The following is a 20,339-nucleotide window of genomic DNA, read 5'->3' on the forward strand; positions in this document are numbered from 1 at the left end:
CCCTTACTTTGCCTCGGCCGCGGTCTTGGTCGTGCGATCGGTGTTGAACGGCCTGGTCGATGTGGCGACCGGCGATTCACCGATGGACTGCAGCGCTTCGGCGTTGGTCTTGCCCGCCTTGCGCGCGTCCAGGTACTTCGTGAACTTGTCCGGCGAAACCGCGCGCACCTCGAAGTTCATCATCGAGTGGAAGGTGCCGCACATTTCCGCGCAACGACCGACGAACGCGCCTTCCTTCTCGATCTTGGTGATCTGGAAGACGTTGTCCGAGTGGTTTTCCTTCGGGTTCGGCATCACGTCGCGCTTGAACAGGAACTCCGGCACCCAGAAGGCGTGCACCACGTCGGCGGCGGCGAGCTGGAACTCGATCACCTTGTTGGTCGGCAGCACCAGGACCGGCACCTCGGTGCTGGAACCGTAGGTCTCGACGGTGTCGTAATGCAGGTAGGACAGGATGTCGTTGGCCGGCTTGCCGTGCACGGGGCCCGGCTGCGGGTGACCGTCCTTGGTCTTTTCCTTGTACTCCTCGAGCTGCTCCTGGTTCGACGCCTCACGCGTGGAGTCGATGCCCTTGAACGAGTAGCCGTCCTTGAAGTCCACGTTGCGGTAGCCGAACTTCCAGTTCCACTGGAAGGCGGTGACATCGACCGTGACGTCGGGGTTGTCGACCTTCTCGTGCACGTAGTTCTGCACGACGACGGTGAAGTAGAACAGCACCGCGATGATGACGAACGGCACCGCCGTGTAGGTCAGCTCCAGCGGCACGTTGTAGCCGGTCTGCCGGGGGAACTCCGGGGAGTCCGCCTTCTTGCGGTGGAACGCGACGGTCCAGAAGGTCAGACCCCACACCAGCACACCCATCAACAGAGCGGCTACGACCGACCAGGTCCACAGCTCCCGCATCCGGGTGGCCTGCGGCGTGACGCCCGAGGGCCAGCCGAACCGCAGCCAGACACTATCGATCGAGCAGCCCGAGACAAGCACCGCGGTGATCCCGAGGGACACCGCCAGCCCGGCCCGCCGAAGGATCCGTCCGTGGGGACGGTTAGCCGGCGAAGCCGGTGGGGTGGGTGAACCCTGCGCGGGTCGTACCCCGATCTCTTCGCTCGCCTTGTGCGCCACGCTCACGCCTTCCTGGTCGCCACACATTCCGACATTTGCACCGCCTGGGCTGCGACCGCCCTGACGATACGTTCTAAGCACATGATCAGGCCGGTCCCCGGTCGAGCGCGTACGCCGCCTGAGAATGGCCTGAGTACTACGCAGCGTAGACCAAACGGGCGCCTTGATTGTCGTCGGGTCGCATTCGACACTCCGCGCATCGCGCCCGCCCGCGCATCTCCGCGCAAAAGCCCTGGACAGGGTGCGCAGTACGCGGGCGGCGCGCGTGTGCGGCATACTCGGACACAACATTTCGGCCGCTGTGCTCACCGCGAGATCAGGCCCCGGCAGGTACCGGATCAACCCCTCGCGGCAGACGCTGCGCACCGCCCCCGCAAGACTTTCGGACGCGCCGGTTTCCGGCCGTGTCCCGACCGGAGAAACGAGGTTGCCGACGCCGTGTGTGGACTGCTCGGGTTTCTGACATCTGACGAGGCAGCGCCTGGCGTGGTGGAGCAGGTGTACGACGCGCTGCACTGCGTCCGCCACCGCGGCCCCGACGAAAGAGGGACGTGGCACGACGGTGGCGATGGTCGCTCCGCAGGCTCCGCTCCGGTCCACATGATCTTCGGCTTCAACCGCCTGTCGATCATCGACATCGAACACTCGCACCAGCCGCTGCGCTGGGGCCCGCCGGAGAACCGGGAGCGCTACGCGCTGACCTTCAACGGCGAGGTCTACAACTACATCGAGCTGCGCAAAGAGCTGGCCGACGCGCACGCCGCCGAGTTCGGTGACGACTCGATCTTCCGGACCGAGGGCGACGGCGAGGCCGTGGTCGCGGCGTTCCACTACTGGGGCCCCGAGGCGGTGCGCAGGCTGCGCGGCATGTTCGCGTTCGCGATCTGGGACACCGAGACCAAGGAACTGTTCCTGGCGCGGGACCCGTTCGGCATCAAGCCGTTGTTCCTGGCCACCGGCGCGGGCGGGACCGCGTTCGGCAGCGAGAAGAAGAGCCTGCTCGAGCTGCTGCCCGCGCTCGGGCTCGGCGACGAGCTGGATCCGCGCGCGCTGGAGCACTACACGGTGCTGCAGTACGTGCCGGAGGCGGAGACGCTGCACAAGGACATCCGGCGGCTGGAATCCGGGAGCTACGCGACGGTCGGCCTCGGCCAGGCGCCCAAGATCACCCGATACTTCCATCCGCAGTTCACGGTTCGCCCGTTCGCGCCGGGTTCGACGGCCGCTCGCTACCGCGAGATCGCCGAGGCGATGGAGGATTCGGTCGCCAAGCACATGCGCGCGGACGTCACCGTCGGCTCGTTCCTGTCCGGCGGCATCGACTCCACCGCGGTCGCCGCGCTGGCCATGCGGCACAACCCGAAGCTGATCACCTTCACCAGTTGCTTCGAACGCGAGGGCTACTCGGAGGCCGACGTCGCCGCCGAGACCGCCGCGGCGATCGGCGCCAAGCACGTCATCAAGACCGTCTCGCCCGCCGAGTTCGCCGCCGCGATCCCCGAAATCGTCTGGTACCTCGACGATCCCGTGGCCGACCCGGCGCTGGTGCCGCTGTACTTCGTGGCGAAGGAGGCGCGCAAGCACGTCAAGGTTGTGCTGTCCGGCGAGGGCGCCGACGAGCTGTTCGGTGGCTACACGATCTACCGGGAGCCGTTGTCGCTCAAGCCCTTCGAGTACCTGCCCGGCGGGCTGCGCAAGCTGGCAGGCAAGCTCTCCGACCGCATTCCGGACGGCACCAGGGGCAAGAGCCTGCTGCACCGCGGCTCGCTCAGCCTGGAGGAGCGCTACTACGGCAACGCGCGCAGCTTCAGCGACGCCCAATTGCGTTCCGTGCTCCGGGAATTCCGGCCCGAATGGACCCATCAGGACGTGACCGCGCCGATCTACGCGCAGTCACGCGGCTGGGACCCGGTGGCTCGCATGCAGCATCTGGACCTGTTCACCTGGCTGCGCGGCGACATCCTGGTCAAGGCCGACAAGATGACCATGGCCAACTCCCTCGAATTGCGGGTGCCGTTCCTGGATACCGAGGTGCTGAAGGTCGCCGAGGGGCTGCCCTTCGAGCAGAAGATCACCAAGGAAACCACGAAATACGCACTGCGCCAGGCACTCGAGGGCATCGTGCCCGCGCATGTGCTGCACCGCGCCAAGCTCGGCTTCCCGGTCCCGCTGCGGCACTGGTTGCGCGGCACCGAACTCTACGACTGGGCCCACCAGCAGATCCTCGAATCACAAACCGATCACCTGCTGAACAAGGCCGCGATCAGCGACATGCTCGTCGCCCACCGGACCGGCACCATCGACCACAGCCGCCGCCTGTGGACGCTGCTGGTCTTCATGGTGTGGCACGGCATCTTCGTCGAGGACCGCATCAAGCCGGAGATCCAGGAGCCGGCCTACCCGGTCTCGCTGTAGGCCGTTGCCGAAGTGCCCCTCACCGAAAGGCTGAGGGGCACTTTTCGTCTGGTGGCGCTGCACAAGACGTGCGCGGTCGGGCTCAGAGCAGCGGCTTGATTTCGGCGGCCGCCTCGGCACCGTAGGCACCGGCCAGGCGCTCGAGCGCGGTTTCCTTGTTGAGGGTCCACTCCTGGGTGCCCATAGTTTCCAGGACCAGCACCGCGATGAGGGAACCGAGCTGGGCCGAGCGCTCCAGGCTGAGGCCCGCGGTGTGGCCGGTGAGGAAACCGGCGCGGAACGCGTCGCCGACGCCGGTGGGCTCGACCTTGGTGGTCTCGGGAACGACACCAACGGTCAGCTCGGTGCCGTCCCGGTCGACGATGTGCACACCGTCGGCGCCGAGCGTGGTCACCCGGATGCCGACGCGCTGCGCGATCTCGGCCTCGCTGAGACCGGTCTTCTGCAGCAGCAGCGCCCACTCGTACTTGTTGGTGAAAAGGTATGCGGCGCCGTCGATCAGCTGCACGGCCTGGTCGCCGTCGAGGCGGGCCAGCTGCTGGGACGGGTCGGCGGCGAACGGGATGCCGAGCTCGCGGCACTGGGCGGTGTGCACCAGCATCGCGTCGGGGTCGTTGGCGCCGACCAGCACGAGGTCGAGCGCGTGCGCCTTGGCGAGTTCGCCGATGGAGATGTCGCGGGCCTCGCTCATCGCGCCCGGGTAGAACGACGCGATCTGCGCCATGTCGTCGTCGGTGGTGCAGACGAAACGCGCGGTGTGCGCGCGCTCGGAGATCAGCACGCCGGAGCAGTCCACGCCGTGCGATTCCAGCCAGTGACGGTATTCCGCGAAGTCGGCGCCGACGGCACCGACGAGCAGAGGCGTGCGGTTCAAAAGACCCATGGCGTAGGCGATGTTGCCTGCGACGCCGCCACGGCGGATCTGCAGGTCGTCGACGAGGAAACTGAGCGATACGTGGTCGAGTTGATCAGCCAGCAGTGCGTCACGGAACCGTCCGGAAAAACGCATGAGGTGGTCGGTGGCAATGGACGCGGAAACGGCGATGGACACGAGGCTGGCCCTTCAACGGTAGGCGGCAGGCGGTGCAGACCGGGAACGAAGTCCCAGCATTACCGTACCAATGTTGAACGAAGGCTCAGCCCCCTCGATTGGGGGACACGGTCGGCGAGATGCCCGGCGGCGCGCGATCGTTGGGCCGAAGTGTCGTCCCGGCCGAGCCGGCAAGCCACCCGAATTCTTACGAAATCCGACGCTTCCGCGCCGACCCGACCGTCCAGGGACACCTCCACCAGCAACCAGACCATCAGGCCCTCGAACGGGACATGGTGGCGGAAAAGTGCGAGTGGCGCCGCCGTCATGTCCCGTTCGGCGCCGGAGCGTGGCCGGTTTTGGCGTTGACTCGTTCAAGGGGAGGTGAGGGGGCGGGGCTCGAGGTCAGGGTGACGCTGCACGGGTTTTGTGCGGTGCCGGAAAATGCGCAACCCCACGTGAACACTTCTCACGTGGGGTGGGCTGTTACGCGGAGAACCCGCTTACGACGAGTCGGACGGGTTCGGTCAGTTGAACGAATCGCCGCAGGCGCAGGAGCCGGTGGCGTTCGGGTTGTCGATGGTGAAGCCCTGCTTCTCGATGGTGTCGACGAAGTCGATGGAAGCGCCCTGGATGTACGGAGCGCTCATCCGGTCGACGGCCAGCTTGACGCCGCTGAATTCGACGACGATGTCGCCGTCGAGCGAGCGATCGTCGAAGAACAGCTGATACCGCAGGCCGGCGCATCCACCCGGCTGCACGGCGATCCGCAGCGCCAGGTCGTCGCGACCTTCCTGGTCCAGCAGCGCTTTCGCCTTGCTGGCGGCAGCATCGGTCAGCACGGCACCGTGAGTTTCGGTGGCGGTCTCGTTCTGCACAGTCATGAACTCTCCTCGAGGAACCTGTCGTCGACCCGTGAACAGCGCACGGGTCATGTCGGTCAACACCACTCGGCGGGCTGCTATTCCCCATCTTGCCACCACCGCGCCCGCGGGAACACGCAACCTACGTGACCCGGCACACCTGCGCGAATCGGACCGCATTTCCCGCCGCGTATTCCATCGAATAGCCTGGTCGATGTGAAATTGTTCCGTCGCGGCGAGTCCAGCACCACCGACGCGGCCGCCGATCAGACGGCGGTCGTGGACGGCGGCTCGACCGCGGGCACCACTCGCACAGCGGTCACCGCCACCGCGGGCAAGGGCCGTCCCACTCCGAAACGCCGTGACGCCCAAGGCAAGCGACGCGGCCCGATCGCTCCAGCACCGCTCACCGCGAAGGAGGCCCGCGCCCGGCGCAAGGCCACTCGCGGCAGCAAAGAGGAGCGCAAACAAGCCTCCGCCGAGCGCAAGGCGGCCGTCCAGGATCGGCGCACGCGCATGCTCGCCGGCGAGGACAAGTACCTGCTGCCGCGTGATCAGGGGCCGGTGCGTGCGTTCGTCCGCGACATCGTGGACGGTCGGCGCAACCTGGTCGGCCTGTTCATGCCGATGGCGCTGGTGCTGATCCTGTCGATGTTCGTGGCGCCCGCGCTGCAGACCATCGTCACGCTGGCCATGCTGGTGATGATGTTCTTCATGATCGCCGAGGGCTTCCTGCTCGGCCGGATCGTGAACGGGCGGGTCAGGGAGCGTTTCCCGGACACCGAGGACGGCGGGTACAAGCTCGGTTGGTACGCGTTCGTGCGCGCGTCGCAGATCCGCAAGATGCGGGCGCCGAAGCCACGGGTCCGCCCAGGCGAGGCGATCTAGCTCGTCCCCGGGGTCGATCGGCGTTAAGCGCCGTTGACACCTTTCTAGCCCGGTGCCTGATCGGTTCCCCGTCGGACGATTGATCGGCGTGGCCGTGCGTCGGCATCCCCTGCACATGATTGCGGCCCGGCTCGTGGACACGAGCCGGGCCGCCGCCGGTTGCGGGGACATGAGGTCAGATGTTGGTGGTTCGGCCGTGCATCGCCGACAGGTCGGCGTGCATGCGCTGCATGTCACGATCGGTGATGTTGGACGAGCCCGCGGGTGCCGAGTAGTGCGCGACCATCGCGGCGAAAGTGACGATGACTGCCATGGTGATCAGGAAAGTAATCATGGCAGTAATTTTGCCCTCGGCCAGTTACTGCCGAAAGTGGCTGAACTGACACAGTTCGTAAAGATCCAGCCACTAGACTGGACGCATGCTGTCGAAGGTTGCGGTCGTGCTGTCCGACCACATGGCCATGTTCGAATTCGGGGTGGTCTGTGAGGTTTTCGGCCTGGACCGGACCGCCGACGGGCTGCCCGCGTTCGACTTCAAGGTCTGCAGCGCCACGCCAGGTAAGCCACTGCACTCCAGGACGCCCGGCATCACGGTCACGCCGGAGTACGGCCTCGACGAGCTGGCGAAGGCCGATCTGGTCGCCATTCCGGCGGCCTCGTCGAAGAACGGGTTCGATCCACGGATCATCGACGCCGTCCGGGCGGCCGCGGACGCGGGGGCGATCGTGCTGACCGTCTGCTCCGGCGCGTTCCTCGCGGGCGCGGCCGGCCTGCTCGACGGGCGCAAATGCACCACCCACTGGAGCTACGTGGACGAGCTCGCCGAGATGTATCCCGAGGCGACCGTCGACCCCGACGTGCTGTTCGTCGACGCGGGCAACCTGATCACCAGCGCGGGCACCGCCGCGGGCATCGACGCCTGCCTGCATCTGGTGCGCCGCGAACTCGGCAGCGCGGTAGCCAACGCGATCGCGCGCCGAATGGTCGTACCGCCCCAGCGCGACGGCGGGCAACGCCAGTTCATCGAGCGGCCGGTCGCCACCTGCACCTCCGACAGCCTCATCCCGACCCTGGAGTGGATGAACGAGAACCTCGACCTCCCGCACACCATCGAAGAGCTGGCCGCGCGCTCGACCATGTCCACCCGCACCTTCGCCCGCCGCTTCGCCGCCGAAACCGGAACCACCCCGGTGAAATGGCTGACCAACCAGCGCGTCCTACTGACCAAACACCTGCTAGAGGAAACCGACCTCGGCCTCGAACAGATCGCCGCCCGAGCAGGTTTCGGCTCCGGCGCCCTCCTGCGCCACCACTTCCAACGCCTCGTCGGCATCGCCCCCACCGAATACCGCCGCCGCTTCGGCGCCACGTTGGAAGTGGTCGACACCCCCGCCTGACAGGTCCCGGCCGCGCCCCGAGAACGCGCGGGCCGTTATCTCGCGACGGCGACCGCTCCCATTAGCGCTGCGGATCCGTGAGCCCGGCGGATCGCGGATCCCGCGCTACCGTGGTCGGCTCGGCGGAGGTTGATACCGTGCTGACGTGTCGCACAGTGTCTCGTCTGCCGAGCCGCGCCGGACCCTCGTTCTCGGCGGCGCTCGGTCCGGTAAATCGGCCTATGCCGAAGAGTTGGCCGCTGAGGGGCCTGGGCCGGTCCGCTATCTCGCGACCTCGATTCCCGACCCCGCCGACCTCGACTTCGCCGAACGCATAGCCATGCATCGCAACCGCAGACCCGCCGACTGGACCGTGCTCGAAAGTGCCGACCCGGCAGCCGTTCTCGGCGCTCCGGCACCCGAGGGCAGCACGCTCATCGATGACATCGGCACTTGGCTCACCGCGCGTATCGACGCCCGCGACGCCTGGGAATCCCCACGCGGCACTGTCGCGCCCGACGCCGACGCTCTGGTCGCCGCCGTCGCCGCCTACCCGCAGCGCCTGGTCATCGTGAGCCCCGAGGTCGGCATGGGCATCGTCCCCGCCACTCGGTCCGGCCGCCTGTTCCGCGACGAAATCGGCACCCTGAACCAACGCCTCGCCCAAGCCTGCGACGAAGCATTCCTCGTCGTAGCCGGACTCCCCCTGCGCCTCAAGTGAACCGACCTACGCCCCCTATACGCCGCACCTGTCAGCACTTCGCACCTGCTCCGTCCTTCATATAAGGATTGAACAGCTGAGCAGTGCGCGACGGACCAAGCGCGTGTGTGACGGGACCACGACCCCGTTCATCCCACCTGCGGACTAGTTCGCCATCGATACGTCCCAGCGGCTGGCGAAGGAGTTGCCAGAACTACTCCGCGACGGCGCGCGGGTGGGTGGGCATTGGCGGGTTGGGGCGGCTGATGTGCGGGGTGATGGGTGCGGCGGGCAAGATTGAGCGGCAGATGAATGCATGGAACGTCCTGACCGGAAAGGCTCGACAGTGACACACGGATTTGGACCGGTGACGCCTCCTGACGCACAGGTTCGGGCGGCGGCCGAGCAGCGGCAGGCGCAGTTGACCAAACCCGGTGGGGCGCTCGGGCGGTTGGAGGAGCTGGGCAACTGGGTGGCGGCGTGCCAGGGTGTGTGCCCGCCGAAGCAGTTCGAGCGGGCCAGGGTGGTGGTGTTCGCGGGGGATCATGGCGTTGCGCGACATGGGGTTTCGGCGTATCCGAGCGAGGTCACCGCGCAGATGGTCGCGAACTTCCTTGGTGGTGGTGCGGCGGTGAATGCTCTCGCCGTTGTCGCGGGCGCCACCGTTCGGGTGGCCGACATTTCCGTCGACGGCGAGACCGATTCGCTCATCGCCAAACACAAGGTGCGCCGCTCCAGCGGGTCCATCGACCGCGAGGACGCGCTCACCGCCGAAGAGGTCGAGGCCGCACTCGCCGCAGGCAAGGCGATCGCGGACGAGGAGATCGACGCGGGCGCCGACGTACTCATCGCGGGCGACATGGGCATCGGCAACACCACCCCCGCCACCGCCCTCATCGCGACGCTCACCGACACCGAACCCGTCGCAGCGGTCGGCCGCGGCACCGGCGTCGATGACGCGGGCTGGGCCCGCAAGGTCGCCGCGATTCGCGACACCATGCGCCGGGCTCGTCCGATCGCCAAGGACCCGGTCGAACTGTTGCGCGTCGCGGCCGGTGCCGATTTCGCCGCCATGGCCGCGTTTCTAGCCCAAGCCGCTACCCGCCGGACGCCCGTCATCCTCGACGGTGTGGTCGTCACCGCCGCCGCCCTGGTCGCCGAGGACCTCGCCGCCGGTGCCTCGGCCTGGTGGCTGGCGGGCCATCGCTCCACCGAACCGGCCCATCACCTGGCTCTGCAGCGCCTGCGTTTGGAGCCGTTGCTCGATCTGAACATGCGCCTCGGTGAAGCGTCCGGCGCCCTCACCGCCCTGCCGATGCTGCGCGCCGCGGTCGCCACCCTCACGGAGATGTCCACCTTCGCCGAAGCAGGCGTCAGCACCGCCGACACCGACACCGCCGAAAACACGGAACTCACTGTCCCCGCAGACAACCCAGAGCCCACCGTCGACACTCCCCCGGCCGCGCCAGACTTGCGGAAATGAGCGAACGGCCGTCGCCGCTCGAAGCGCTTCCGAACACGTCACGATACGACGTTGCGGGGCGGTTCAATTCGGGCCGACAGGGATGAACGGGCTGCGGCTAGCGGTGTCCTGGCTCACCGTCTTGCCGGTGCGCGGACCGGAGAGTGTGGATCGGGCAGGGGCAGGGCGAGCAATTGCGTTGGCGCCGTTAATAGGTGGGCTGCTCGGGGCGGGAGCGGCCGGACTGATGTGGGTGCTGGTTTGGGTGGGGGCGAGTTCGGTGCTTGCCGGGCTGCTGGTGGTCGGCGGGCTGGCGTTGATCACGCGGGGCATGCATCTGGACGGGCTTGCCGACACGATGGACGGGCTCGGCAGTTACGGGCCGCCCGAGCGGGCCAGGCAGATCATGAAGAGCGGTGGCGCAGGCCCCTTCGGCGTCACCGCCATCGTGTTCTCCATTGGCGTCCAAGCATTTTCGTTCGCCGCGCTGGCCGAGGCGGACCGCTGGTTCGCCGTCGCCCTCGCGGTCACCGTCGGCCGTGTCGCAGTAGTTCTCGCCTGCCGCAACGGAATCGACGCCGCGCCCGACGCCAACTTCGGCGCGCTCGTCGCGGGTACCCAGCACCCGCTGACCGCCGCGGCATGGTCTGCCGCCGCCCTCGCCGCCGCCGTCTTCGCCACACCCGCACCTTGGCAAGGCCCGCTCGCCGTCCTCATCGCCCTGGCCGCCTCGACCATCCTCATCCGCCACTGCGTCCGCCGATTGGACGGCCTCTCCGGCGACCCCCTCGGCGCCGCCATCGAACTCACCGTCTCCCTCACGGCCGCCACGCTGTCCGTCAGCCTCTGAAGCACTACCTCGTCGGCCAACATGGCCAGCCCAGCTCGCCCACTCCCGCGATACGCCCGACCATGTCGAAAATCCGTCCACGTAAGCACTAGAACGACGTCCACGCGTACCAGATCGAATCGAATCCACATTCAGTGGCACGTGGTGGCGGCAAACGTCGAGGCGGGTTCAAGGGGTCGATGCAACAGGGTTGTCGGGGTTTGACAGTAGCTGGTCCAGGATGTGGGCGGGGGTGCGGTAGCCGTAGCGTTTGCGGGGGCGGGTGTTGAGTTGGTTGGCGACCCAGTCGAGGTAGTCGGCGGGGAAGATCGAGAGGTCTTGGCCTTTGGGGAAGTATTGGCGCAGAAGGCCGTTGATGTTTTCGTTGCTGCCGCGCTGCCAGGGTGAGTGCGGGTCGCAGAAGTAGATATCGAGGTCGGTGGCCAAAGAGATTTTGGCGTGCTGGGCCATCTCGCTGCCCTGGTCCCAGGTCAAGGAACGGCGCAGTTGGGCCGGTAGCTGACCCATTTTCTCGATCATGGCTTGGGCCACGGTCGCGGCGCTGCGGTCGTGGGGCAGGTGCAGCAGCATCACGAACCCGGTACTGCGTTCGACCAGGGTCCCGATCTGGGATGCCTGGTCCTTGCCGATGATCAGATCGCCTTCCCAGTGCCCGGCCACGGCCCGGTCGGCGACCTCGGCGGGCCGGTCGCTGATGAGGACCATCCCGGCGAATTTGGTTCGGCTGCTGCGGGTTTCGCTGCTTCGGCGGGGTCGGCGCACCGCCCGTCCGGTGCGCAGGGCCTTGGCCAGTTCACGACGCAACTCACCGCGGCCTTGGACATACAACGCTTTGTAGATTGTTTCGTGTGACACCCGCATCTCCGGTCGGTCAGGGAACTGGGCACACAGCCACCCAGTGATCTGTTCGGGACTGTGTTTGAGGGTCAATCGCTGCTGCACCATCTCCCGCAGGTCCGGGTTGGCTGCCAGCTTCCCACCCCGCACCCGCCGGGCACGCCGCTCGCTGCGTTGCTGGGCCAGGCTAGCCCGATATTTCATCACCGCCTCGTTGCCTCGCTTATCGGCGCCGATGCGGTAGCGGCGCCGATACCGGCCGATACTGCCCTGGCCACCACCGTTGCTGGCGATCTCGCGCATCACCGTCGAGGCCGCCCGATCCAACCGCCGCGCTATCGAATTGATCGACTCCCCGACCGCCACACCAGCCGAGATCTCCTCGCGCTCAGCAAAACTCAACCGCGGACGACGCCGCGGACCCGGGGCCGGGAACTCCGGGCGCAACCCACCCGACTCCGCCGCCCACCGCCGGGCCTGATTCTCCGACACGCCACACTCAGCCCCCGCGGCCACGACCGAAGCACCCTCACCGATCAGATCCCAGAAACGACGCATGACAGACTTCAACGGCAGATGATTCATCAACACTCCTGATCAAGGATGTTGCATCCACCACTTGAATCCACCCGAGAAGCCCCGCCCTGTTGTGCCACTGAATGTGGATTCGCCGGGGGTGGTGTCTTTCCGATGTGGATCCGCGCAGGCCCGGCGGACGTCGCCCGCTGCTTTGATGAGATTCCGCCCAGCCGGGACTCTTGGGTAGCAAGACCGACGACCAATCGGGGCGAAGGCTGTTTGGGCGATGTCACAACCGGGCGGCGTTGATCTTGGTCAGGTTCAGGTGGGCGGATGTCCAGGTTTGCGGGGTAAGAAGTTCGGCGCAGCAAACTATTTGCGGCTGCGGCGCGCGGATCGTCTGGGTCGGGCAATAAGGTGTGCGGTATGTCTTCTGAGCGCCTGTATTTTCGCCAGCTCTTGTCGGGGAGGGACTACGCCGTCGGCGATCCGATTGCGACGCAGATGCGGAATTTCGCGTATCTGATCGGCGATCGGGAAACCGGCGAGTGTTTGGTGGTCGATCCGGCGTACGCGGCGGGTGATCTGGTCGATATCGCCGAGGCCGACGGGCTCCGGCTGACCGGCGTGCTCGCGACGCACCACCATCCGGACCATGTGGGCGGAACGATGCTCGGGTTCACCCTCGGTGGGGTGCGCGAACTGCTCGAAAAGACAAGTGTCCCAGTGCATATCAACGCTCAAGAGCTCTCCTGGGTGGCCAATGTCACCGGCATCGCGCCGAGCGAACTCACCGGCCACGAACACGGTGACAAGGTCAGCGTCGGCGCCTTCGACATCGAATTGCTGCACACCCCAGGACACACGCCCGGCAGCCAATGCTTCCTGTTCGACGACCGGCTCATCGCGGGCGACACCCTGTTCGTCGACGGCTGCGGCCGCACCGACTTCCCGGGCGGGGACTCCGACGAAATGTTCCGCAGCCTGCGCTATTTAGCCGAATTATCCGGCGACCCGGTCGTTTACCCCGGGCACTGGTATTCGGAGCAGCCCTATGCCCCGCTCTCCACTGTCCGGGACAAGAACTACGTCCTGCGCCCCAAAACCCTCGACGAGTGGCACGTATTCATGCCCAGCTGAATCGAGCGGTGCGGGCCTGATGCGAACCGCGCTCTCGGACAACGAACTCGAGTGGCACACCGTGGCGGCGAAACGCGAGACCCCCGCCTGGTGTGCCACTCAACCGACTACATTCCGCGCATCCACCCGTGGATGTCAGCGAACGTGCCGCGCTGGATGCCGGTGAGGGTGTCGCGCAGCGCCATGGTGACCTCGCCGGGCTCGCCGCCGCCGATGGTGAACTCGCCCTCGGCGGAGCGGACCCAGCCGACGGGGGTGATCACCGCGGCGGTGCCACACGCGAAAACCTCGGTGATTTCCCCGGATTCGGCACCCTTGCGCCATTCCTCGACCGACACCTTGCGCTCCTCGACCTTGAAGCCCGAGTCGGCGGCCAGGGTGAGCAGCGAGTCGCGGGTGATGCCTGGCAGCAGCGAACCGGACAGCTCCGGGGTGACCAGGCGGGCTTCCGAGCCGGAACCGAAGACGAAGAACAGGTTGTTGGTGCCCATCTCCTCGACGTAGCGGCGCTCGCACGCGTCCAGCCAGACCACCTGATCGCAGCCCTTCTCCGTCGCCTCGGCCTGCGCGAGCAGCGACGCGGCGTAGTTGCCCGCGACCTTGGCCTCGCCGGTGCCGCCGGGTGCGGCGCGCACGTACTCGGTCGACAACCAGACCCGCACCGGCTTCACGCCGCGCGGGAAGTAGGCGCCGGCCGGGGACGCCATGAGCAGGTACTTGTAGCCGGCGGCGGGCTTCACGCCGAGCCCGGCCTCGGTGGCGAACATGAAGGGGCGCAGGTACAGCGAGTCCTCGCCGCCCGCGGCGGGCACCCAGTCGCGGTCTACCTCGAGCAGCTGACGCACGGATTCGATGAACAGTTCCTCCGGCAGTTCGGCCATCGCCATCCGGCGGGCGGACCTGCGGAACCGGGCGGCGTTCGCGTCGATGCGGAAGCAGGCGACGCTGCCGTCGCTGTGCCGGTACGCCTTCAGTCCCTCGAAGATGGCCTGGCCGTAGTGGAAGACCATCGTCGCGGGGTCGAGGGCCAGCGGGCCGTACGGCTCGACGCGCGCGTTGGCCCACTCGCCGTCGGTGTAGTCGATGGAGACCATGTGATCGGTGAAGAACCGCCCGAACCCGGGCGCCGCCAGTACCTCTTGTACCCGCTGCGCCGGGGCGGGCGCGGGATGCGGGACACGGGCAAACTGTGCAGCAACGGTCATGGCCCTGATCCTAACCAAGCCGCTTTCAAGCTTTGCGGCCGATTGCCCCTCCTACCGCAGAACTTCCCGTCACCCCAGCCACTCGCGCACCAATGTGCACCCCGCGCCCCAATTCGTCCCAGGAAATCACACCGGACAGTACGCACCCTGCGCACTCAGCCACGCGCCACGCCGCGACCGGCAGCGCGACACGCCGTGTCGCGCCACGCCCCACCGGCAGCCTACTTCGTGTTCGTCTCCACGAACGGCGGGCGGATGACCTCGCAGCGGAGGCTGCGGCCTCGGACGTCTACCTCGACCTCGGTGCCGGGTTCGATGCCTGCTTCGGTGTCGAGGAGGGCGAGGGCGATGCCGATCTTGAGGGTGGGTGAGAAGGTGCCCGAGGTGGTTTCGCCGACCGGCTCGCCGTCGCGCAGGACGTTCTGGCCTTGGCGCAGGACGCCGCGGTCGAGTGCCTTGAGGCCCAACAGGGTTCGGCGGGGACCTGCCGACTTCTCCTGTTCCAGTGCGGCTTTGCCCCAGAATTCCGGCTTCTTCCAGCCGACGGCCCAGCCGGTGCGGGCCTGGACCGGGGAGATCTCCAGGGACAGTTCGTGGCCGTGCAGCGGGTAGCCCATTTCGGTGCGCAGGGTGTCGCGGGCGCCGAGTCCGGCGGCCTGACCGCCGGCGGCGCGCACCTGCGCGACGAGGGCGCGGAACAGCGGCTCGGCATCGGCCCAGCGGGGCAGCAGCTCGTAGCCGTGTTCACCGGTGTAGCCGGTGCGGCACACGCGCACCGGGCGACCGTCCCATTCGGCGTCGGCGTAGGCCATGTATTCCATCTCGGTCGGCAGGCCGAGCGCGGCGAGCACCTCGGCCGAGCGCGGGCCCTGCACGGCGAAGACGCCGTACTCCCGGTGCTCGTCGGTCACCGTGATGCCCTCGGGCGCCACCTTCTGCAGCTCCGCGACCACCGACGCGGTGTTGGCGGCATTGGGGACGAGGAAGATCTCGTCGTCGCTCACGTAGTAGGCGATCAGGTCGTCGATCACGCCACCTTCCGGCGTGCAGCACAGCGTGTACTGCGCCTTGCCAGGCCGGATCCGGCCGAGGTCGTTGGTGAGCGCCGAATTCACGAAGGCCGCCGCGCCCGCACCGCGCACCGTCGCCTTGCCGAGGTGGCTCACGTCGAACAGTCCGACCGTGGTGCGGACCGACTGATGTTCGGCCACCGTCCCCTCGTACGAGACGGGCATCTCCCACCCGCCGAACGGTGCGAAAGTCGCCCCCAGCTCGACGTGTACACCATGGATAGGACCTTGCAGCAGGTTCGAGTCGGTCACCCGGCGAGCTTATCCGCCGACCCCGGACTCCGGGCCCGCTCCCTCCCACCCACCGTCTGACCCTCCAGACGACCACCACTCCCACCCTTCTCGGCACCAGAATCCGGCACCCCTCGTGGACCCACGGAGCCGGCAGGTGCCGTGGGTCCACGCCGAACGGCCCCGGCGAGCACATCCGGCACTCTCGATCGCCAGCACGCTCCATCATGGCGCCGTCTCCCCCAGACAAGCGGCCTACCCGACGTCACGACACGTCCCGCCACCGTGTACCACACGCCCCGGCGGCAACCAACGGACCCACCCCCATCGAGTCCGAACCGGCCAGACACGCCCAAGTCCTCACCGAGCGGGACATGACGGCGGCGACACTCACACTTTGCCGCCACCATGTCCCGTTCGAGCGCATCAACTCCCCCGCCTCGGTCGAATCCGGCCACTCTCATGAGCGCCGAGCCCAGACGATGAGCCTCACCGAGCGGGACATGAGGGCGGCGACACTCGTATTCCGCCGCCGCCATGTCCCGCTCGAGCGACTTACCTCCCGGCGGGCGCATCCGCCTCGGTCGGACTGCAGGTCTCTCTCGTGTGTCCGCCCGAGACAATGCGCCTCGCCCGACGGGACATGAGGGCGGCACCACTCGCACTTCGCCGCCACCAAGTCCCGATCGGCGACTCGCCATCCGTCGAACGGGACGTGGCGGAGGCGGCACTCGTACTTTGCCGCCCTCATGTCCCGTTCGGCGGCGCCGGACGCGGTGGTTAGCCGCGGAACCACATGGGGCGCAACGTCGGTCCGCCGTCGGGTAAATGGTGGTTGGTGCCGGTTTGGGTGAAGCCCATGCGGGTGTAGAGGCGCGCGGAGCGGTCGGTGCTTGCTTCTAAGTAGGCGGGGACTGAAGCGGCTTTTGTTTGGTTGGCGAGGATGGCGGCGCCTGCGCCTTTGCCTCGGTGTTCGGGGACGGTGACGATCACTTGCAGATATCGGTGCGGGAATTCGCGGGGGTGGGAGTGCTCGAGTATGTCGCTCACTACGGCCGCTCGCTGGAGGGCGCGGACGTCGGGGACGGATTCGGCCAGCGCGCGGGCTTCGACTGCCTCGCGCTCGAGGCGGTCCGCCGACTCCACGTGCTGCCAGATCGATATCGCCCAGATCTCCGATTCCGTGCCGGCGATCCAGATCTCGTCGTCGCGCAGCGCGCGGTCGATGAGCGCGGGGACGTAGTGGTCGCTGAACTGTTCGATCGGGTGTCCCTCGAGTATCCAGGCCGTCACCACCTCGTCGGGGCTGGCGATCGCGAATGCCGCGATCACCGCATCGCGATCCTGCGTGCTCGCCTGTCGAACCGTGATCTCCATCCGCTGACCCTTTCGTTGTGAACGCTGTGCTCTCTCGTAAAGGTAGGCAGGTCAGAGTCACACAGCTACTATTTCGTCACACCTGTTCGTGTGTCGAAATGGAGCTGATATGGCCTGCGGAAGCTGCGGCGGCGCCCTCACTCATCCGTCGCGCGGCCGCAAACGCCGGTACTGCTCACGCGCCTGCCAGGCTCGCGCATACCGGGCCCGCCGCGACGAGGTAACCCCTGCGCCACGCACCGCGCGCCCGATCAGGCTGACCGCGATCGGCATTTTGCGCGCCGCCGTCGACCTGGCCGATCGCGACGGCATCGACGGGCTTTCCATGCGCCGCCTGGCCAGCGAACTCGGCGCGGCGACCGCTGGCCTGTACCGCTACTTCCCCGATCGCGAGGCGCTCCTGGACGGCATGGCCGAACTGGTCCTCGCCGAAATCCGCCCGCCCGCAACCGAACTCGCCGACTGGCGGGCCAGGCTCAGCTACGAGGCGCACGAGGAATGGCAGCTGTACCAGCGCCACCCGTGGATGCTGCCGATCCTGGCGCGCACCCGCCCTCCGGTCGGTCCCGCGCTCGCCGACATCCTGGAACGCTCCTTCGCCGCGCTCGACCACCGCGGCCTGACCCGTGAGTCGATGCTCGCGATCTATCTGTCGTTCTCCGGGTTGGTGCAGGGCCTGGCTTTGCTGACGAATTCGGAACGCGCCGATCGCCTGCGCGGCACCGGCGTGCCCGACGACCTTCCCGAGCTGCTCGACCCGGCCGTCCGACCGGTCCTGCATCGGCTCTTCTCGGATGGCCCGCCGGGCCCCGACCTGGACTTGGACCGAATCCTCGACGCCGGGCTCGCACTGCTCCTCGACGGAATCGCGATCAGACTGCCCAGTAGCCTGAGCCCATGACCGCTGTTGCAGATCGTTCACTAGGACCGGAACTCGCCCGCACGCAGACCATCAGTGCCGACACCGACGTGCTCGTGCTCGGATTGACGTCGTCCGAGAACGGCCCAGCCATCGTGCCCGAGGACCTGTTCGGCGACGTGCTCACCGCGGAGATCCGTGCGGAACTGCTCGATCAGCTCGGCGCGGTCGGCGCGAAGGGCAAGTCCGAGGAACTCACCAGGGTGCCCGCCCCGGCCGGCCTGGACGGGGTGACCAGCGTGCTCGCGGTCGGCCTCGGCGCCGCCGAGAAGATCGATGCCGAGCAGGTCCGTCGCTCGGCCGGTGTCGCGGCCCGCGCGCTGTCCGGCACCGAGCTCGTGGTGACCACGTTGTCCGGCATCGATATCGGTGCCGCCGCCGAAGGTTTCTACTTGGGCGCGTACACCTTTACGCCCTTCAAGTCGGGCAAGTCCGCGCCGAAGCCGGACGAGCAGCCGGTGGCCAGGGTCGAATTGCTGGTTCCGGAGCCGGAATTCGGCGAGGAGCCGCTGTTCCGCGCCCAGCTGATCGCCGAAGCCGTCGCCACCGCACGGGATTTCACCAACACCCCGCCGAGCCACCTCTACCCCGCCGAATTCGCCTCCCGCGCGCAGGAATTGGCGGAGGCGGCCGGCCTGGCTGTCGAGGTGCTCGACGAAAAGGCGTTGGACGCAGGCGGTTACGGCGGTGTGCTCGGAGTGGGCAAGGGCTCGTCACGGCCGCCACGACTGGTGCGGATCACCTACCCGGGCGGGCCGAAGAAGGTCGCGCTGGTCGGTAAGGGCATCACCTTCGACACCGGCGGTATCTCCATCAAGCCCGCGCAGAACATGGAGAACATGACCTCGGACATGGCCGGTGCCGCCGCGGTCGTGGCCACCGTCCTGCTCGCCGCGCGGCTGAGCCTGCCGGTCACGGTCACCGCGACCGTGCCGATGGCGGAGAACATGCCGTCGTCCACCGCGCAGCGCCCCGGTGACGTGCTCACCCAGTACGGCGGCACCACCGTCGAGGTGCTCAACACCGACGCCGAGGGCCGCCTGATCCTGGCCGACGCGATCGTGCGGGCAAGCGAGGACGAGCCCGACTACCTGATCGACGTGGCCACCCTGACCGGCGCGCAGATGGTGGCTCTCGGCACCCGCACCCCCGGCGTGATGGGTACCGAGGAGTTCCGCGACCGGGTCGCCGCGATCTCCAGGGAGATCGGCGAGAACGGCTGGGCCATGCCGCTGCCCACCGAACTGCGCGCGGACCTGAACTCGAAGATCGCCGACCTGGCCAACGTCGCACCGCACCGCTGGGGCGGCATGCTCTCGGCCGGACTGTTCCTGAAGGAGTTCGTGCCGGAGGGCGTGCAGTGGGCCCACCTCGACGTGGCGGGCCCGGCCTACAACACCGGTGGCCCGTTCGGCTACATCGGCAAGGGCGGCACCGGCGTCCCGGTCCGCACGCTGATCGCGGTCATCGAGGACATCGCCGGAGAGTGATCCGAGCGCGTCGGCCGAAGTCTCCTGAATCCGGCCGACGCACTTGGTCACACGACTCGACGACCCCGCAGAGCTGGACAAATGATCACGGGAACTGGTGCGGGTTAACGGCCGAGCCGCCCAACACCAGTTCCTCTCGATCAATGATCGCCCAACATCAGTTCCCTCTCGACCAACGATGCGGACCCAGTCCCGGACGACGACAACCGGTCCCCGAACCGCCCGGTTCGCCCGCATCCGCACCCGATTCGGGCGCCCAAAATCGGGACATCTGCGACACAAAACCGGGTCGCCCGACGGTAGCCAGCGGCTATAGATCGCGCAGATCGGCCTCGAACGCCCGTTGACGCTCGATGCGCTTGCGCGCGTCATAGTCCCGCATCCGCTGCGGATATCCGGTCTTGGCGACCTCGTAAACGGGGATGCGCAAATCTTTGGCAATCCGCTGCGCCCCGCGCTCGCCGACGATCCGGCGCGTCCATTCACCGTCGGCGGCGATCAACACGACAGTGACATCGGTCACCGTCGTTTTCGGCTCTAAATATCCTTCGACGCCGACGTGGGCGCGTACCCACTCGGCCAGATACCGGGCGTCCTCGCCACCCCCCGAACCCGCACGTAGCGCGCTACCACCCCGGGACACGCCGCCTCGGAAACGATCCAGCAAACCCAACGACGCGCACCTCCTTTCCCACCCCGATACATCGCACGCATCGGTACCTCTATCTTGCCAGCTCCGTGAAGTTCGCCGCCCTTGTGCTACGCGCCGAGCGGACGAGTGCAAGGATGGATCGCGGTACAAGAACCACACAGATCTCCGGTGCCACGCACAATGATCGGTGGCT

18 protein-coding genes are annotated in these 20,339 nt (G+C 67.4%); 9 read left to right on the forward strand and 9 right to left on the reverse strand.

Features of this window, described 5'->3' with window-relative positions; translation table 11 throughout:
• Positions 1–3 precede the first annotated feature (3 nt).
• On the reverse strand, positions 4–1,029 hold the full coding sequence (locus ACIA8C_RS22195; protein ID WP_397138159.1) for a cytochrome c oxidase subunit II: 1,026 nt from the start codon (positions 1,027–1,029) through the stop codon (positions 4–6).
• A 531-nt stretch (positions 1,030–1,560) separates the two neighbouring features.
• Between ACIA8C_RS22195 and asnB the strand changes: the two genes are divergently transcribed.
• Positions 1,561–3,537 (forward strand): asparagine synthase (glutamine-hydrolyzing), encoded by a 1,977-nt coding sequence (asnB, locus tag ACIA8C_RS22200; protein ID WP_397137550.1) that lies wholly within the window; start codon positions 1,561–1,563, stop codon positions 3,535–3,537.
• A gap of 82 nt (positions 3,538–3,619) precedes the next feature.
• On the opposite strand, the gene ACIA8C_RS22205 is transcribed toward asnB, so the two are convergent.
• Both ACIA8C_RS22205 and ACIA8C_RS22210 read right to left on the reverse strand, forming a co-directional pair.
• On the reverse strand, positions 3,620–4,588 hold the full coding sequence (locus ACIA8C_RS22205) for a carbohydrate kinase family protein (RefSeq protein WP_397137552.1): 969 nt from the start codon (positions 4,586–4,588) through the stop codon (positions 3,620–3,622).
• 506 nt (positions 4,589–5,094) lie between these two features.
• A complete protein-coding gene (locus tag ACIA8C_RS22210; protein WP_069165132.1) occupies positions 5,095–5,451 on the reverse strand; it encodes an iron-sulfur cluster assembly accessory protein in 357 nt (118 codons plus the stop codon).
• Between the two features lie 258 nt (positions 5,452–5,709).
• On the opposite strand from ACIA8C_RS22210, the gene ACIA8C_RS22215 reads away from it, so the two are divergent.
• Entirely contained in the window at positions 5,710–6,318 is a 609-nt protein-coding gene (locus ACIA8C_RS22215) for a DUF3043 domain-containing protein (RefSeq protein WP_396990167.1), read from the forward strand.
• Between the two features lie 175 nt (positions 6,319–6,493).
• Here ACIA8C_RS22215 and ACIA8C_RS22220 read toward each other — a convergent pair whose 3' ends face one another.
• Positions 6,494–6,652: a hypothetical protein gene (locus tag ACIA8C_RS22220; RefSeq protein ID WP_397137554.1), complete on the reverse strand. Its 159-nt coding sequence runs from the start codon at positions 6,650–6,652 to the stop codon at positions 6,494–6,496.
• Positions 6,653–6,737: 85 nt separating this feature from the next.
• Here ACIA8C_RS22220 and ACIA8C_RS22225 point away from each other — a divergent pair, with 85 nt between their 5' ends.
• From ACIA8C_RS22225 to ACIA8C_RS22240, 4 genes are all read left to right on the forward strand, one after another.
• Positions 6,738–7,715, forward strand: coding sequence for a helix-turn-helix domain-containing protein (locus ACIA8C_RS22225; protein ID WP_397137556.1), 978 nt, complete (start codon positions 6,738–6,740; stop codon positions 7,713–7,715).
• Between the two features lie 145 nt (positions 7,716–7,860).
• Positions 7,861–8,415: a bifunctional adenosylcobinamide kinase/adenosylcobinamide-phosphate guanylyltransferase gene (gene cobU, locus ACIA8C_RS22230; protein ID WP_397137558.1), complete on the forward strand. Its 555-nt coding sequence runs from the start codon at positions 7,861–7,863 to the stop codon at positions 8,413–8,415.
• Between the two features lie 295 nt (positions 8,416–8,710).
• Positions 8,711–9,877 carry a nicotinate-nucleotide--dimethylbenzimidazole phosphoribosyltransferase gene (gene cobT / locus ACIA8C_RS22235; protein WP_397137560.1) on the forward strand — a complete coding sequence of 389 codons (1,167 nt, stop codon included), beginning with the start codon at positions 8,711–8,713 and terminating at the stop codon, positions 9,875–9,877.
• Positions 9,878–9,959: 82 nt separating this feature from the next.
• Positions 9,960–10,706, forward strand: a complete 747-nt coding sequence (locus ACIA8C_RS22240) for an adenosylcobinamide-GDP ribazoletransferase (protein WP_397137562.1) — start codon at positions 9,960–9,962, stop codon at positions 10,704–10,706.
• Positions 10,707–10,874: 168 nt separating this feature from the next.
• Here ACIA8C_RS22240 and ACIA8C_RS22245 read toward each other — a convergent pair whose 3' ends face one another.
• Positions 10,875–12,128 carry an IS30 family transposase gene (locus tag ACIA8C_RS22245; RefSeq protein WP_397137564.1) on the reverse strand — a complete coding sequence of 418 codons (1,254 nt, stop codon included), beginning with the start codon at positions 12,126–12,128 and terminating at the stop codon, positions 10,875–10,877.
• Between the two features lie 360 nt (positions 12,129–12,488).
• On the opposite strand from ACIA8C_RS22245, the gene ACIA8C_RS22250 reads away from it, so the two are divergent.
• Complete coding sequence (locus tag ACIA8C_RS22250; RefSeq protein WP_397137566.1) at positions 12,489–13,202, forward strand: MBL fold metallo-hydrolase; 714 nt, start codon at positions 12,489–12,491, stop codon at positions 13,200–13,202.
• A 107-nt stretch (positions 13,203–13,309) separates the two neighbouring features.
• Here ACIA8C_RS22250 and ACIA8C_RS22255 read toward each other — a convergent pair whose 3' ends face one another.
• From ACIA8C_RS22255 to ACIA8C_RS22265, 3 genes are all read right to left on the reverse strand, one after another.
• Positions 13,310–14,407: a branched-chain amino acid aminotransferase gene (locus tag ACIA8C_RS22255; protein ID WP_397137568.1), complete on the reverse strand. Its 1,098-nt coding sequence runs from the start codon at positions 14,405–14,407 to the stop codon at positions 13,310–13,312.
• Positions 14,408–14,628: 221 nt separating this feature from the next.
• The gene (gene gcvT, locus ACIA8C_RS22260; protein WP_397137570.1) at positions 14,629–15,729 is read right to left on the reverse strand and encodes a glycine cleavage system aminomethyltransferase GcvT; all 1,101 of its coding nucleotides are present in this window, start codon (positions 15,727–15,729) and stop codon (positions 14,629–14,631) included.
• 759 nt (positions 15,730–16,488) lie between these two features.
• Positions 16,489–17,085 (reverse strand): GNAT family N-acetyltransferase, encoded by a 597-nt coding sequence (locus tag ACIA8C_RS22265; RefSeq protein ID WP_397137572.1) that lies wholly within the window; start codon positions 17,083–17,085, stop codon positions 16,489–16,491.
• Between the two features lie 109 nt (positions 17,086–17,194).
• Here ACIA8C_RS22265 and ACIA8C_RS22270 point away from each other — a divergent pair, with 109 nt between their 5' ends.
• Both ACIA8C_RS22270 and ACIA8C_RS22275 read left to right on the forward strand, forming a co-directional pair.
• Positions 17,195–17,986: a TetR/AcrR family transcriptional regulator C-terminal domain-containing protein gene (locus ACIA8C_RS22270; RefSeq protein ID WP_397137574.1), complete on the forward strand. Its 792-nt coding sequence runs from the start codon at positions 17,195–17,197 to the stop codon at positions 17,984–17,986.
• Entirely contained in the window at positions 17,983–19,494 is a 1,512-nt protein-coding gene (locus ACIA8C_RS22275) for a leucyl aminopeptidase (RefSeq protein WP_397137576.1), read from the forward strand. Before ACIA8C_RS22270 ends, ACIA8C_RS22275 begins: the two co-directional genes overlap by 4 nt.
• A gap of 310 nt (positions 19,495–19,804) precedes the next feature.
• On the opposite strand, the gene ACIA8C_RS22280 is transcribed toward ACIA8C_RS22275, so the two are convergent.
• On the reverse strand, positions 19,805–20,167 hold the full coding sequence (locus ACIA8C_RS22280; RefSeq protein WP_397137578.1) for an oxidoreductase: 363 nt from the start codon (positions 20,165–20,167) through the stop codon (positions 19,805–19,807).
• Positions 20,168–20,339 lie beyond the last annotated feature (172 nt).

This window comes from Nocardia sp. NPDC051321 (assembly GCF_044455225.1).
Taxonomy (GTDB): Bacteria; Actinomycetota; Actinomycetes; order Mycobacteriales; family Mycobacteriaceae; genus Nocardia.